This is a genomic window from Pseudomonas sp. GW821-FHT04C07 (genome assembly GCF_059420325.1).
Map to the genome: position 1 here is coordinate 310,312 of NZ_JBWKTM010000002.1, position 15,405 is coordinate 325,716.

14 protein-coding genes and 1 pseudogene are annotated in these 15,405 nt (G+C 58.9%); 6 read left to right on the forward strand and 9 right to left on the reverse strand.

All coding sequences use genetic code 11. From position 1 onward, the window contains the following. Both AC07UI_RS05015 and AC07UI_RS05020 read left to right on the forward strand, forming a co-directional pair. Positions 1-600: a hypothetical protein gene (locus tag AC07UI_RS05015; RefSeq protein WP_494991441.1), complete on the forward strand. Its 600-nt coding sequence runs from the start codon at positions 1-3 to the stop codon at positions 598-600. A 66-nt stretch (positions 601-666) separates the two neighbouring features. Then, a complete protein-coding gene (locus AC07UI_RS05020) occupies positions 667-1,632 on the forward strand; it encodes a GGDEF domain-containing protein (protein ID WP_494991442.1) in 966 nt (321 codons plus the stop codon). A gap of 16 nt (positions 1,633-1,648) precedes the next feature. Here the strand turns inward: AC07UI_RS05020 and AC07UI_RS05025 are convergent, their stop codons facing one another. Further along, complete coding sequence (locus tag AC07UI_RS05025) at positions 1,649-2,074, reverse strand: VOC family protein (protein ID WP_494991443.1); 426 nt, start codon at positions 2,072-2,074, stop codon at positions 1,649-1,651. A gap of 95 nt (positions 2,075-2,169) precedes the next feature. Here AC07UI_RS05025 and AC07UI_RS05030 point away from each other — a divergent pair. Then, a pseudogene (locus tag AC07UI_RS05030) lies at positions 2,170-2,289 on the forward strand (LysR family transcriptional regulator); the annotation flags it as partial. Positions 2,290-2,427: 138 nt separating this feature from the next. On the opposite strand, the gene fabI reads toward AC07UI_RS05030, so the two are convergent. The 8 genes from fabI to gloB form a co-directional block, all read right to left on the reverse strand. Next, entirely contained in the window at positions 2,428-3,222 is a 795-nt protein-coding gene (fabI, locus tag AC07UI_RS05035) for an enoyl-ACP reductase FabI (RefSeq protein WP_494991444.1), read from the reverse strand. Between the two features lie 20 nt (positions 3,223-3,242). Beyond that, positions 3,243-4,853, reverse strand: a complete 1,611-nt coding sequence (locus AC07UI_RS05040) for an ABC transporter ATP-binding protein (RefSeq protein WP_494991445.1) — start codon at positions 4,851-4,853, stop codon at positions 3,243-3,245. Position 4,854: 1 nt separating this feature from the next. Continuing rightward, the gene (locus AC07UI_RS05045) at positions 4,855-5,874 is read right to left on the reverse strand and encodes an ABC transporter permease (protein ID WP_494991446.1); all 1,020 of its coding nucleotides are present in this window, start codon (positions 5,872-5,874) and stop codon (positions 4,855-4,857) included. Between the two features lies 1 nt (position 5,875). Next, a complete protein-coding gene (locus AC07UI_RS05050) occupies positions 5,876-6,949 on the reverse strand; it encodes a microcin C ABC transporter permease YejB (RefSeq protein WP_494991447.1) in 1,074 nt (357 codons plus the stop codon). A gap of 1 nt (position 6,950) precedes the next feature. Then, positions 6,951-8,804: an extracellular solute-binding protein gene (locus AC07UI_RS05055; protein WP_494991448.1), complete on the reverse strand. Its 1,854-nt coding sequence runs from the start codon at positions 8,802-8,804 to the stop codon at positions 6,951-6,953. After that, positions 8,801-10,633, reverse strand: a complete 1,833-nt coding sequence (locus AC07UI_RS05060; protein WP_494991449.1) for an extracellular solute-binding protein — start codon at positions 10,631-10,633, stop codon at positions 8,801-8,803. Before AC07UI_RS05060 ends, AC07UI_RS05055 begins: the two co-directional genes overlap by 4 nt. Before the next feature lie 124 nt (positions 10,634-10,757). Next, positions 10,758-12,176 (reverse strand): transglycosylase SLT domain-containing protein, encoded by a 1,419-nt coding sequence (locus AC07UI_RS05065; protein WP_494991450.1) that lies wholly within the window; start codon positions 12,174-12,176, stop codon positions 10,758-10,760. Between the two features lie 99 nt (positions 12,177-12,275). Continuing rightward, positions 12,276-13,043 carry a hydroxyacylglutathione hydrolase gene (gene gloB / locus AC07UI_RS05070; RefSeq protein ID WP_494991451.1) on the reverse strand — a complete coding sequence of 256 codons (768 nt, stop codon included), beginning with the start codon at positions 13,041-13,043 and terminating at the stop codon, positions 12,276-12,278. Between the two features lie 65 nt (positions 13,044-13,108). Between gloB and AC07UI_RS05075 the strand changes: the two genes are divergently transcribed. The 3 genes from AC07UI_RS05075 (at position 13,109) to dnaQ (ending at position 15,352) form a co-directional block, all read left to right on the forward strand. Further along, entirely contained in the window at positions 13,109-13,867 is a 759-nt protein-coding gene (locus AC07UI_RS05075) for a methyltransferase domain-containing protein (protein ID WP_494991452.1), read from the forward strand. A 144-nt stretch (positions 13,868-14,011) separates the two neighbouring features. Continuing rightward, a complete protein-coding gene (rnhA, locus tag AC07UI_RS05080; RefSeq protein WP_494991453.1) occupies positions 14,012-14,464 on the forward strand; it encodes a ribonuclease HI in 453 nt (150 codons plus the stop codon). Positions 14,465-14,599: 135 nt separating this feature from the next. After that, positions 14,600-15,352, forward strand: a complete 753-nt coding sequence (gene dnaQ / locus AC07UI_RS05085; RefSeq protein ID WP_494991454.1) for a DNA polymerase III subunit epsilon — start codon at positions 14,600-14,602, stop codon at positions 15,350-15,352. Positions 15,353-15,405 lie beyond the last annotated feature (53 nt).

Below are 15,405 nucleotides of genomic sequence, written 5' to 3' on the forward strand. Positions count from 1 at the left end.
ATGAAAAGACAGTTGTTTCTGGGCGCGTTGATATTGATCGGCTTTGGTGGCTATGCCGACGATCTGTTTGCCAGGGATGAGGCGGCGCTGGCAGCCTTTGCCACGGTGCAGAAAGTCTTCCAGAGCCCGCGTTGCCAGAACTGTCACATACCCGGCGATTCGCCGTTGCAATTCGATGCCGGCGTTCCTCATGCCATGGACGTGGTGCGCGGTGAGGACGGCAAGGGTGCGGCGGGATTGCCTTGCGCAACCTGCCACGCCGAGACCAATCCTCCCGCCAGTTATGGGCCTCACGCGCCTCCGGGCGCGCCGCACTGGAGCCTGCCGCCGCCCGCGCACAAAATGGCCTGGATTGGCCTGCCGGCCGATAAGCTGTGCCAGCTCATCAAGGATAAATCGAGTAATGGCGACCGCGACTTTGCCGCGCTGATCAAACACGTCAGCGACGACAAACTGGTGCTGTGGGGCTGGAACCCCGGCGGAACACGGGCACCGGTGCCGGTCGCCCATGACATTTTTGTCACCCGGTTCAAACTGTGGGCCACAGCGGGTGGGCCGTGCCCGCTGGGGCACGGCATGGAGACGACTCAGCTAAGGTGAGAGATATCGCGGAGTAAATCCGCGTGTGGACTGATCAACGGAACATACATGCCAAAGGAGTGCGTGATGCTGGCCCCAATCAAACCTGTCAATGAGAATGCCCGCGTAGAGACTCTGCGCTCGTTGAATGTCCTCGACACCTCCCCGGAGGAGCGCTTCGACCGCCTGACCCGTCTGGCCAGGCGCGTGTTCAATGTGCCGATCGCCTTGGTCAGTCTGGTGGATGCAGACCGGCAGTGGTTCAAGTCCGGCGCTGGGCTGGCGGTCAGTGAGACCGGGCGTGATATTTCTTTTTGCGGCCATGCGATCCTCGAGGACCAGATGCTGATGGTGTCGGATGCGCAGCACGATGAGCGCTTCCATGACAACCCGCTGGTCGTCGGCGAACCAGGCGTTCGTTTTTATGCGGGCTGCCCGCTGACCGCCGCCAATGGCGACACACTCGGTACCTTGTGCCTGATCGACACGAAACCCCGCCAACTGAACGACGAAGAGCGCGAGCTGCTAAGTGAGCTTGCGCGCATGGCTGAGCAGGAGTTGGCGGCAGTGCAGGTGGCGAGCATGGATGAACTGACGCTGCTGTCTAATCGCCATGGTTTCGAGGCCTTGGCCCAACACGGGTTGAGCGCTTGTAAACGGCTGAAAAAGCCGGCGACGCTGCTATTTTTTTACCTCGACGACTTCAAACGGATCAGCGATTGGTACGGCCATGCCGAGTGTGATAACGCGCTTAAAACCTTCGCTGACGTGCTTCGCATCGCGTTTCGTGAAAGTGATGTGATCGGCCGTTTGGATGGGGATGAATTCGTGGCGTTGCTGACCGGCTCCCATCACGTGGAGACTTCGGCAATCATGGCGCGCCTGCAAGAGATTCTGGATGAGCGTAACTCGACCTTGCAGCGCGGCTACGCCATCCGCTTCAGCGTCGGCCAGATCGAATATGACCTGCAGCGTCACGAATCGATCGAGGATTTGCTGGCCGATGCCGACTGGGCGATACATACACATAAGCAGGTTTTCAGGAAACGTTAATACCTCGTCCTCAGGCTTACTTGGCGAACAACTGATCGATGTCCTTGAATGCCTTGAACTCCAGGGCATTGCCGCAAGGGTCGAAGAGGAACATGGTGGCTTGTTCGCCCACCTGGCCCTTGAAACGGATGCAAGGTTCGATCACGAACCGGGTGTCGAGGGATTTCAGTCGTTCGGCCAGGGTTTCCCACTCATCCATCGCCAACACCACGCCAAAATGCGGGACCGGAACGTCATGACCGTCCACGGCATTGGTGTGTGCGGATTCTTGGGAAGCGGTTTTGGCATGTTCATGGATGACCAGTTGATGGCCGAAAAAATTGAAGTCGACCCAGTGATCGCTGGAACGACCTTCTTCCAGGCCGAACACTTGGCCATAGAAACTGCGCGCTGCAGGTAGATCGAAAACCGGGATGGCCAAGTGAAAGGGAGAAAGTTTCATAGGATCAATCCTCGGTTGTAGGGAGTCGAACTGATTCTAGACTTGTTGTTTTTGATTGAAAGACCCAAATTTTTGCGTCCAGCTCAAATTATTTCGATCTGTTGAGTCAGATCGACACTGGCGAAGTCGATCTGGCGATCCTGATCAAACCGCCCTTTGAGCTACCCAAGGAGCTGTCTGCACAGGTCATTCGCCGGGAGATCGTGCTACTTGTACGGCATAACCAGCGTAATTTGCCCATTCAACAGCTGTTTGCCCGGTGTTTGCTGGAAGGCGTTCAGGAGGCGTAGTTCAGTGGGGGAGCGGGCTCATAAAAAACCCGCCAATTGGCGGGTTTTTTCACAGCGTGGGCATCACTCTTCGAGGTTGCCCATGGCGGTGGTGTTGAAGCCGCCGTCTACATACATGATTTCGCCGCTGATGCCGGATGCCAGGTCCGAACACAGGAAGGCGCCGGCATTGCCGACTTCGTCGATGGTGACGTTACGACGCAGCGGAGTTTGCGCTTCGTTGGCGGCCAGCATTTTGCGGAAGTTCTTGATGCCGGAGGCGGCGAGGGTGCGGATCGGGCCGGCCGATACGGCGTTGACGCGAGTGCCTTCCGGGCCCAGGGAGCCAGCCAGGTAACGAACGCCCGCTTCCAGGGAAGCCTTGGCCATGCCCATCACGTTGTAGTTCGGCATGGTGCGCTCGGCACCCAGGTACGACAGGGTCAGCAGGCTGCCGTTACGGCCTTTCATCATTTCGCGACCGGCTTTGGCCAGGGCCACGAAGCTGTAGGCGCTGATATCGTGAGCGATGCGGAAACCTTCACGGGTGGTGGCTTCGGTGAAGTCGCCGTCCAGTTGGTCGCCCGGGGCGAAGCCGACGGAGTGGACGATGCAGTCCAGGCCATCCCACTTCTTGCTCAGATCGATGAAGACCTTGGCGATTTCTTCATCGCTGGCCACGTCGCAAGGGAAGCACAGCTCAGGGCCCGAACCCCAGCCAGCGGCAAACTCTTCGACACGACCTTTGAGTTTGTCGTTCTGATAAGTGAAGGCAAGCTCAGCGCCCTCGCGATGCATGGCGGCAGCGATGCCGGATGCGATGGACAGCTTGCTGGCGACACCGACGATCAGTACGCGCTTACCGGCGAGAAAACCCATGTGTTGCTCCTCTCTTCAGGTTATTCGACAGCTGTTGGGGCCAGAAAAGCGGCCTCCAGCAGCTGCTGTGTATAGGGATGTTGCGGTGCGGCAAAAATGTTTTGCGCCTCACCTTGTTCGACCACCTGGCCGTGCTTGACCACCATCAACTGGTGGCTGAGCGCTTTGACTACCGCCAGGTCATGGCTGATAAACAAATACGTCAGGTTGTACTTGGTTTGCAGTGAACGCAGCAGCTCCACTACCTGGCGCTGGACTGTCCGGTCGAGCGCCGAAGTGGGCTCGTCGAGCAGAATCAACGCCGGTTTTAGCACTAATGCCCGGGCAATGGCGATTCTTTGTCGTTGCCCGCCGGAGAACTCATGGGGGTAGCGGTTCCGGGTTTCCGGGTCCAGACCTACTTCCTTGAGCGCTGCGATAATCGCTTGTTCCTGTTCGGCCTGCGTGCCCATCTTATGAATCCGCAGGCCTTCGCCAACAATCTGGCCCACGCTCATCCGTGGGCTCAGGCTGCCGAAGGGGTCCTGAAAGACCACCTGCATTTCCCGCCGCAGCGGTCGAACCTGTTGCTGCGTCAGGCAGTCTAGCTGCTTGCCCTCGAAACGGATCGCGCCTTTGCTGCCGATCAACCGCAAGATCGCCAGGCCCAGGGTGGATTTGCCGGAACCACTTTCACCGACGATCCCCAGGGTCTGGCCTTGAGGCAGGCTGAAATTGATGCCATCTACCGCTTTCACGTAATCGACGGTGTTGCGCAGAAAGCCTTTCTTGATCGGGAACCAGACTTTCAGATCCTCGACTACCAGTAACGGCGCGCCGGCCATATTGGTCGCCGGGTTGCCGCGAGGCTCCGCTGCCAGCAGCTCCTGAGTGTAAGGATGCCGTGGTGCGCGGAACAACTCTTCGCACGATGCCTGTTCGACGATACAACCACGCTGCATGACACATACGCGATGCGCAATTCTTCGCACAAGGTTCAAGTCGTGGCTGATCAGCAGCAACGCCATGCCCAGACGGGCCTGCAACTCCTTGAGCAATTCGAGGATTTTCAGCTGAACGGTGACGTCCAGGGCGGTAGTCGGTTCGTCGGCGATCAGCAGTTCCGGCTCGTTTGCCAGGGCCATGGCGATCATCACCCTTTGCCGCTGGCCGCCAGACAGCTCGTGGGGAAGGGCCTTGAGGCGTTTGTGTGGCTCGGGGATGCCTACCAGCTCAAGCAATTCCAGTGTGCGTTTGGTCGCGACTTTGCCGCTCAGGCCTTTGTGCAGACCGAGCACTTCGTTGATTTGTTTCTCGATCGAGTGCAGCGGGTTCAGCGACGTCATCGGTTCCTGAAAGATCATCGCGATCCGGTTGCCACGGATGTGGCGGATGGTTTTTTCTCTCTGGCTCAGCAAGTCCTGTCCGGCGTACAGGATGGCGCCGGTCGGATGGTGCGCCAAGGGGTAGGGCAGCAGGCGCAGGATCGAATGCGCGGTCACCGATTTGCCCGATCCGCTTTCGCCCACCAGGGCCAGGGTTTCACCGCGTTTGATATTGAAGCTGACGCCTTCGACCACCCGCTGGCGGCGTTCGCCGACGACAAACTCGACGGAGAGGTCGCGGACTTCGATCAGATTGTCCTGATTCATTTCACTTCCTCGGGTCGAAGGCGTCGCGAGCGGACTCGCCGATAAACACCAGCAGGCTCAACATGATCGCCAGCACGGCGAAGGCGCTCATGCCCAGCCACGGCGCTTGCAGGTTGGATTTACCCTGGGCCACCAGCTCGCCGAGGGACGGCGCGCCGGGGGGTAGACCAAAGCCGAGGAAATCCAGAGCAGTCAGGGTGCCGATGGCGCCGGTGAGGATGAACGGCATGAAGGTCATGGTCGACACCATGGCGTTGGGCAGGATGTGGCGGAACATGATCGCGCCGTTCTGCATGCCCAGCGCCCGGGCGGCACGTACGTATTCGAGATTGCGCCCACGCAGGAACTCCGCGCGCACCACGTCCACCAGGCTCATCCAGGAGAACAGCAGCATGATCCCCAGCAGCCACCAGAAGTTCGGCTGCACGAAACTGGCGAGGATGATCAGCAGATACAGCACCGGCAACCCGGACCAGATCTCCAGAAAACGCTGCCCGGCCAGGTCGACCCAGCCACCATAGAAACCCTGCAAGGCACCGGCGATCACGCCGATGATCGAACTGAGGATGGTCAGCGTCAGGGCGAACAACACCGAAACCCGAAACCCGTAGATTACCCGGGCCAGCACGTCGCGACCCTGATCGTCGGTGCCCAGCCAGTTATCGGCCGAAGGCGGCGCGGGTGCCGGGACTTTCAGGTCGTAATTGATGCTCTGATAGCTGAATGGAATCGGCGCCCACAGGGTCCAGGCGCCCTTGGCCTTCAGCAGTTCGCGGATGTACGGGCTCTTGTAGTTGGCTTCCAGCGGGAATTCGCCGCCGAAGGTGGTTTCTGGATAACGCTTGAGCGCCGGGAAATACCAGCCGCCGTCGTAATGCACGGCCAGCGGTTTGTCGTTGGCGATCAGCTCGGCACCCAGGCTTGCGCCGAACAGGATCAGAAACAACCATAGCGACCACCAGCCACGCCTGTTGGTCTTGAACAGTTCGAGACGTCGGCGATTGAGGGGGGAAAGATTCATCTCAATGCTCCCGGCTTTCGAAGTCGATACGCGGATCGACCAGGGTATAGGTGAGGTCGCCGATCAGTTTCACTACAAGACCCAGCAGGGTGAAGATAAACAGCGTGCCGAACACTACCGGGTAGTCGCGGTTGATCGCCGCTTCGAAACTCATCAGGCCCATGCCGTCGAGGGAGAAAATCACTTCCACCAGCAAGGAACCCGTAAAGAAGATCCCGATGAAGGCCGACGGGAAACCGGCGATCACCAGCAGCATGGCGTTGCGGAACACGTGACCGTAAAGCACTCCGCGATTGGTCAGGCCTTTGGCCTTGGCGGTGATCACGTATTGCTTGTTGATCTCGTCGAGAAAGCTGTTTTTCGTCAGCAAGGTCATGGTCGCGAAGTTGCCGATCACCAGTGCTGTCACGGGCAGTGCCAGGTGCCAGAAGTAGTCTCGGATCTTGCCGACCCAGCTCAGTTCATCGAAGTTGTTCGAGGTCAGGCCTCGTAATGGGAACCAGTCGAAATAACTGCCACCGGCGAACACCACGATCAGCAGGATGGCGAACAAAAACGCCGGGATTGCGTAGCCGACGATGATCGCCGAACTGGTCCAGACGTCGAAATGGCTGCCGTGCCGAGTGGCCTTGGCAATCCCCAGCGGAATCGACACCAGATACATGATCAGCGTGCTCCAGAGCCCAAGTGAAATGGACACCGGCAATTTTTCCTTGATCAGGTCGACGACCTTGGCGTCGCGGAAAAAGCTGTCGCCAAAATCCAGGGTGGCGTAGTTCTTGACCATGATCCACAAACGTTCCGGCGCCGACTTGTCAAAGCCGTACATGTGCTCGATCTCTTTGACCAGTGCCGGGTCCAGGCCCTGGGCACCGCGGTAGCTGGAACCGGCCACCGACACTTCTGCGCCGCCGCCAGCGATGCGGCTGGTGGCACCTTCGAACCCCTCGAGTTTGGCGATCATCTGTTCTACCGGTCCACCGGGGGCCGCCTGGATGATCAAGAAGTTGATCAGCAAAATACCGAACAGGGTCGGGATAATCAGCAACAGTCGCCGAAAAATATACGCCAGCATCTTATTGCTCCACGCCTGCAGGTTCGGCTTGCACCTTGGTTTGAACTTCTATCGCCGGTCTGGCGTCGGGTTTGATCCACCAGGTGGAAATGCCCACCTCATTGGTCGGCGAGACCTTGGGGTGACCGAGATGATTCCAGTACGCGACGCGCCAGGTCTTGATGTGCCAGTTCGGGATCACGTAGTAGCCCCACTGCAATACCCTGTCGAGGGCGCGAGCATGGGCTACCAGGCTTTTGCGCGAATCGGCGTTGATCAGCTGATCGACAAGCTGGTCGATGACCGGGTCTTTCAAGCCCATGGAGTTGCGGCTGCCGGGTTTGTCGGCACTTTCGGACTTCCAGAACTCGCGCTGTTCGTTGCCCGGCGAACTGGACTGCGGGAAGCTGCCGACCACCATATCGAAATCCCGCGAGCGCAGGCGATTGATGTACTGGGAAACGTCGACCCGACGGATCACCAGATCGATCCCCAGATCGCTGAGGTTGCGCTTGAACGGCAGCAGTACCCGCTCGAACTCGGTCTGGGCCAGTAGAAACTCGATGATCACCGGCTTGCCGTTAGCGTCGACCATTTTGTCGTCGACGATGCGCCAGCCAGCTTCTTGCAAGAGTTGATAGGCCTTGCGCTGCTGGGTGCGGATCATGCCGCTGGCGTCGGTCAGCGGGTTCTGGAAAGCCTCGCTGAACACCTGCTCGGGAATTTTTCCTCTGAACGGATCGAGGATCGCCAGTTGATCCTGATCCGGCAGACCAGTGGCGGCCATTTCCGAGTTTTCGAAGTAGCTGCGGGTGCGTACGTAGGCGCCGTTGAACAGTTGCTTGTTGGTCCATTCGAAGTCCAGCAACAGGCTCAGGGCCTGACGCACCCGAACATCCTGGAACACCGGGCGGCGCAGATTGAAGACAAAACCTTGCATGCCGGTAGGGTTGCCGTTGGGGATCTGTTCCTTGATCAATCGACCCTCGGTAACCGCCGGAATGTTGTAGGCATTGGCCCAGTTCTTCGCAGTCATTTCCAGCCAATAGTCGAACTGACCGGCCTTCAGGGCTTCCAGTGCGACGGTGTTGTCGCGGTAGTAATCGATGGCCATGGTGTCGAAGTTGTAGAAACCACGGTTGACCGGCAGATCCTTGCCCCAGTAGTCCTTGACCCGCTCATAGCGAATCGAGCGCCCGGCCTTCACCGAAGTGACTTTGTAGGGGCCACTGCCCAGCGGGATCTCCAGGTTGCCTTTGCTGAAATCGCGGTTTTCCCACCAGTGTTTGGGCAATACCGGCAATTGCCCGAGGATCAGCGGCAATTCGCGGTTGTTATTGTGTTTGAACTTGAACAGTACTCGCAACGGGTCTTCGGCGACCACCTCTTCGACGTCAGCGTAGTAACCGCGGTACAGCGGGGCGCCATTTTTTATCAGGGTCTGAAAGCTGAACACCACGTCGTCGGCACGAACCGGGTGGCCATCGTGGAAACGGGCCTCGGGTCGCAGGTAAAAGCGCACCCAGGTGTTGTCCGGGGCCTTTTCGATTTTGCTGGCGATCAGGCCGTATTCGGTGAATGGCTCGTCGAGCCCCTGTTTGGCCAGGGTGTCGTAGATCAGGTTGATGTTGTCGGCTGGAACGCCCTTGTTGATGAACGGATTGAGACTGTCGAAGCCACCAAAACCGGCCTGGCGGAAGGTGCCGCCCTTGGGCGCATCCGGGTTGACGTAATTGAAGTACTTGAAATCTTCCGGGTATTTAGGCGGTTCGTTGTACAGCGTCAGGGCATGTTGCGGGGCAGCTTGGGCAGCGCACGCAAGTCCCGTGAACAACAGGCCACAGGCCCGCAGGAGCAGGGCACGCAAGGGCATCATTGGGCTTTCTCCGAAGGCTTCAGCCACCATGCGCTCAGACCCAGGTCGTAAGGGGGCGTGGTGACGAAGGCGAACCGGTTGCGGTACGCCAGGCGGTGATAATTGAGATACCAGTTGGGGATAATGTAATGCTGCCACAACAGTACCCGGTCCAGGGCTTTGCCTGCGGCCAGTTGTTCGTCGCGGGTCTTGGCCGCGAGTAACTGTTCCAGCAGATGATCGACCACCGGGTTGGCGATACCCGCATAGTTTTTGCTGCCCTTGACCCCGACCTGGCTGGAATGGAAGTACTGCCATTGCTCCAGGCCCGGGCTGAGGGTTTGGTCGAGAGTCATCAGGATCATGTCGAAATCGAACTGGTCGAGGCGCTGTTTGTACTGCGCGCGATCCACCGTGCGCAGGCGGGCGTCGATGCCGATGCTGGCGAGGTTCTCGGCGTAGGGTTGCAGAAGCCGTTCCAGGTTGGGATTGACCAGCAGGATTTCGAAACGCAGGGGCTGGCCGGCGCTGTTCTGCAGGCGTTGACCATTGAGCTTCCAGCCGGCTTCAGCCAAAAGCCCGAGGGCGCGACGCAGGGTTTCCCGCGGGATGCCGCGGCCATCGGTTTGCGGCAGGCTGAAGGGCTGGGTAAACAGGTCGGCGGGCAACTGGTTGCGATACGGCGCGAGCATCAGCCATTCGTGGCCGACCGGAACGCCTGTGGCGGAAAACTCGCTGTTGGGGTAGTAGCTCATGGCCCGTTTATAGGCACCGCTGAACAGTGTGCGGTTGGTCCACTCGAAATCGAACATCAGGCCCAGTGCTTCGCGCACCTTGATATCGGCGAAAGTACTGCGGCGGCCGTTCATGAACAGCCCTTGGGTCTGGGTCGGAATCTGGTGGGCGATCTGCGTCTTGATCACCTCCCCACGGCCTGCCGCCGGGAAGTTATAGCCATTGGCCCAGTTCTTGGCCTGGTGTTCGATGTAGATATCGAACTCGCCGGCCTTGAACGCTTCGAAGGCCACATCGCTGTCGCGGTAGAACTCAACCTCGACCCGGTCGAAGTTGTATTTGCCGCGATTGACCGGCAGGTCCTTGCCCCAGTAATCCTTGACCCGCTCGAACACCAGCTGTCGACCGGGTTGTACCTGGGTGATGCGATAAGGACCACTGCCCAATGGCGGCTCAAAGGAAGTGGCCTTGAAGTCGCGGCCTTCCCAGTAATGCTGTGGCAGCACCGGCAGTTCGCCCAGACGCAAGATCATCAGTGGATTGCCGGCACGTTTGAAGACGAAGCGGATACGTTGCGGGTTGAGGATGTCGACCCGTAGCACTTCCTGCAGGTTGGTCCGGTACTGCGGATGGCCTTCCTTGAGCAGCAAGCGGTAGGAAAACGCTACGTCGTAGGCGGTGATCGGCGTGCCATCGTGAAAGCGCGCTTCGGGCCGCAGGTTGAACACCACCCAGCTGCGGTCTTCGCTGAATTCCACGGATTGAGCGATCAGGCCATAGCTGGACGTTGGCTCATCGCCCGAGGGGGCGTATTGGCCGGTGCCGGCCATCAGGGGTTCATTCAGCTCGTTGACGCCGTATTGCAGGAAGTTGGGCGTCGAAACCGGGCTGGTGCCCTTGAACGTGTAGGGGTTGAGTGTATCGAAGGTGCCAAATGCCATGATCCGCAAGATACCGCCTTTTGGCGCTGCAGGATTGACCCAATCGAAATGGGTGAATTTGGCCGGATACTTGAGCGTGCCGAACTGCGCATAACCATGGCTTTCGCTGATCGTCGCGCTTGCGGGAAAGCTCAAGGCCAGACTGATTAGGAGCAGGAGGAGGGGACGCGTCAAGGCAGAGATCCGATCCAGGCGGCTTGGGCTTTGTGATCGGTACAGTAACAGCTTGTATCGACAGGAAAAAGGTCGTGCACCTGTGGCGAGGGGGCTTGCCACAAGCGCCTGACTTTAACCGCTCTCAATGCGATAAATAAACGGTCAGCGTCTGCCCCGGCTTCAGTGCCTTGGCCGTGTTCGGGTTCCAGCGCTTGAGGTGCTGCATCTCTACATTGAAACGTTTGGCAACCATGTACAGCGAGTCGCCTTGCTTGACCTTGTACTGGGTCGCCTTCTTGCTGCTGGCAACGCCGTTGCTTTTGCCTTTGCTGGTGTCTTGCATGACCAGCGTCTGCCCGACTTTCAGATTTTTGCCGGTCAGTTTGTTCCAGCGTTGCAAATCCTTGATGTCGACCTTGTTGGCCTTGGCGATCAACGACAGGTTGTCACCGTGTTTCACCCGATAGTTGCGTTTCAACCTGGCCAGTTCGTGGCTGTCCATACCCTCGAAGACGGGTTTGAGCGGGCGCTGACTGATCAGCTCTTCGGGTTTCATGGTCGACAGGCTGTCGGCCAGCAACTGTGCCTTGGACGTCGGCACCAGCAAATGCTGGGGGCCATCGATGGTGGTGCGTTGCTTGAAGGCCGGGTTGAGCTGGAACAGTTCGTCTTCGTCGATATTGGCCACGGCAGCGACACGGGACAGGTCCATGCGCTGATTGATTTCGACGACCTGGAAGTAGGGTGCATTGGCAATCGGGCTCAGGTTGACGCCATAAGCTTCGGGCGCCAGCACCACCTGGGACAAGGCCAGCAGTTTAGGTACATAAGCCTGGGTTTCGGCAGGCAACGGCAGGTTCCAGTAGTCGGTCGGCAGGCCGAGTCTTTCGTTACGCTCGATGGCCCGGCTGACAGTACCTTCACCAGAGTTGTAGGCGGCCAGCGCCAGCAGCCAGTCGCCGTTGAACATGTCATGCAAACGGGTCAGGTAATCCAGTGCGGCAGTGGTCGAAGCGGTGATGTCGCGGCGGCCGTCGTAGAAACGGGTCTGACGCAGGTTGAAGTAACGCCCGGTGGACGGGATGAACTGCCACAGTCCAACGGCATCGGCCCGGGAGTAGGCCAACGGGTTGTAGGCACTTTCAATCACCGGCAGCAGCGCGAGCTCCAGCGGCATATTGCGTTCTTCAAGGCGTTCGATGATGTAATGGATATACAGGCTGCCGCGGTCACCGGCGTTTTCCAGAAACGACGGGTTGCTGGCGAACCACAAGCGCTGTTGCTCGATGCGCGGGTTTACGCCAAGGCCCTCTTGCAACTGGAAGCCCAGGCGCATGCGCTCCCAGACATCCTGAGCGGCTTGCGGATTGGGTTTTTCGTTGAGCCAGATAGGCTTTTGCTTGATGTGGCTGGAAAGATTCGGTGTGTGCACCGCGTCGGTTTGCGGGGCATAGTTGGTGCTTTGGCAGCCCGCCAGGGTGGCGGACACAGCCACCGCGATGGCTTGAGCCAGGCGGGTCAATGCGTCTGAATTGTTGGTTTTACGAATAGATGACGACATTGGCTGGAAGAAAGTTCCGGGCAAAAATGTCGGGCGATTCTAGAAAGCACGGAAGGTGCGGTCAACCATTCAGAATTTTTGTACCAATGGTGGCTCGGCTTAGAACTTATCTTTCCAGGTGCGCAAGGCAGCGAAAACTGCACTGGGAGCCCGGTTATCCAGGCCATTCCGCTCGTCCGCTTTTTGTTTAACGGATGTTTCGCCAGTACGCAGGAAAGGGTTGGTGAGTTTTTCCAGGGCCAGGGTCGAGGGTAAGGTCATGCGGCCGGTTTCTCGCAATTGAGTAACCGTCGCCAGACGTTCAGCGATGTACGGGTTGGTCGGTTCGACGGCCTGGGCAAAACGCAGATTGCTCAGGGTATATTCGTGGGTGCAGTACACCAGCGTGTCTTCAGGCAAGGCCGCCAGACGCGTCAAAGAGTTGTGCATCTGTTGCGGCGAACCTTCAAACAGACGCCCGCAACCGGCGGCGAACAGGGTGTCGCCACAGAACAGCAGCCCGTGATGGTAAAATGCGATATGCCCCAGGGTATGGCCTGGAACGGCCAATACCTCGAAATCCCGGCCGAGCACGCTGATGCGGTCGTTGTCGTTCAGGGCCACATCACGCGCCGGAATGTTTTCGCTCGCCGGACCGTAGACCTTGGCACCCGAGGCTTTTTTCAGTTGCTCGACGCCTCCGACATGATCATGGTGATGGTGCGTGACGAGAATGTCGCTCAGCGTCCACTCAGGATGTTGCTCAAGCCATGTCTGTACCGGCGCGGCATCACCCGGGTCGACCACGGCACAGCGCCGGGTGCTGTGATCTTGTAACAACCAGATGTAGTTGTCGGTGAAGGCGGGCAGGGCACTGATCTGTATCATCGTCGGATTCGCCAAGCGGAAAACAATGGCGCATCTTAGAACTTCTTGGCGAGTTGGAGAATGCAATGACCGATAAAGCGTTCGCTCAGGCTGATCCTGACTGGTTGGCATTGATCAGCGCGGCCCGTGAGTGGCTGTCAGGTCCCATCGGGCAATTTTTGCTGGATGAAGAACGGCGCATGCTCGAAGACGAGCTGGGGCGGTTCTTTGGCGGCTACCTGGTGCATTACGGTCCTTCGGCCGAGGCGCCGCCAGCGGCACCGCAAGTGCAGCGCAATGTCCGGCTCGGTGCACCGCTACCCGGGGTGGAGATCGTCTGCGAGGAGCAGGCCTGGCCGCTCAGTGAGCATGCCGCCGACGTGGTGGTATTGCAGCACGGTCTGGATTTTTGCCTGTCGCCCCATGGTTTGCTCCGTGAAGCCGCCAGCAGCGTGCGTCCTGGCGGACATTTGCTGATTGTCGGAATCAACCCCTGGAGTAGCTGGGGCTTGCGCCATGTGTTCGCTCATGACGCGCTAAGCAAGGCCCGCTGCATTTCGCCTTCGCGGGTAGGCGACTGGCTGAACCTGCTGGGCTTTGCGCTGGAGAAACGCCGCTTCGGGTGCTATCGTCCGCCGCTTGCGTCCCCCGCCTGGCAGGCCCGTCTGGCCGGTTGGGAGCGCAAGGCCGGCGACTGGCAGTTGTCCGGCGGCGGCTTTTACTTGCTGGTGGCACGCAAGATCGTGGTTGGCTTGAGGCCGGTGCGTCAGGTTCGGCGCGAGCCAATGGGCAAGCTGATTCCGTTGCCGATGGCCAAGGTCAATCGTCGCCACATCGAGCCGTAAAACACTCTTTATATTCCCCGGCCGGGCTTGCCCGGCCAAGGGTCTGTTGACGTTTGGTGACGGCTTGTCACCCTGCATCAGCCGGCCCTGGGACGTTGCCGGTCAACGATCGGCAAGCCACAGGCATTTTCTGGATAGGTTGGCATGAGCGATAGCGTAGAACTCTTCACCGACGGCGCCTGCAAGGGCAACCCCGGCCCTGGCGGCTGGGGCGCATTGCTGGTGTGCAAGGGCGTTGAAAAAGAACTTTGGGGTGGCGAAGCCAATACCACTAACAACCGCATGGAGCTGATGGGGGCGATTCGTGGCCTGGAAGAGCTCAAACGCCCTTGCGACGTGCTGCTGGTCACCGACTCGCAATACGTGATGAAAGGCATCAACGAGTGGATGGACAACTGGAAGAAACGCGGCTGGAAAACCGCTGCGAAGGAACCGGTGAAAAACGCTGATCTGTGGAAGATGCTCGATGAACAGGTCAATCGCCATAACGTCACCTGGAAATGGGTTCGCGGGCATATCGGCCATCACGGTAACGAGCGTGCCGATCAGCTGGCCAACCGTGGCGTGGATGAGGTGCGGGGCTACAAGCCGGCGTAAACGACTCTGTCTGGTGCCGATTGCGCCCGCCAGGGCGGGCGCGACCGCGAGGCGAACGCAGGCTTCGCCAGCTGGGACATAGAGCGTGCTAAAATCGCGCGCTTTGAAAGATGAACCGTTGAGAGCTGACCCCTGATGGCCAACAGATCCGTTGTACTCGATACCGAAACCACCGGCATGCCGGTGACTGACGGCCACCGGATTGTCGAAATCGGTTGCGTCGAGTTGATCGGTCGGCGCCTGACCGGTCGGCATTTCCATGTTTATCTGCAGCCTGACCGGGAAAGTGATGAAGGCGCCATCGGCGTCCACGGCATCACCAACGAATTCCTGGTGGGCAAACCGCGTTTCGCCGAAGTGGCCGAAGAATTCTTCGAATTCATCAAAGGCGCGCAGCTGATCATCCATAACGCGGCGTTCGACGTCGGCTTCATCAATAATGAATTTGCCCTGATGGGTCAGAAGGATCGGGCTGATATCACTCAGCACTGTACGATCCTCGACACCCTGATGATGGCCCGTGAGCGTCACCCCGGTCAGCGCAACAGCCTTGATGCGTTGTGCAAACGTTATGGCGTCGACAACTCCGGCCGTGAACTGCACGGCGCGTTGCTCGACTCCGAGATCCTCGCTGACGTTTACCTGACCATGACTGGCGGCCAGACCAGCCTGTCTCTGGCCGGCAATGCTTCGGACGGTAATGGTTCAGGCGAAGGTTCTGGCAACCGTCCTGGCGAGATTCGTCGTTTGCCTGCCGATCGTCAGCCAACCCGAATCATTCGTGCCAGTGAAAATGACCTGGCCGAACACGTGGCGCGGATGGAAGCGATTGCCAAGTCCGCCGGTGCTCCGGCGCTCTGGGTGCAGTTGGCCGAGGCTAAGGGGTAATCTGCGTTCGCTTGCGAGGAATGCCCCTCGCCACATGGGGCTCAACCCTCTAC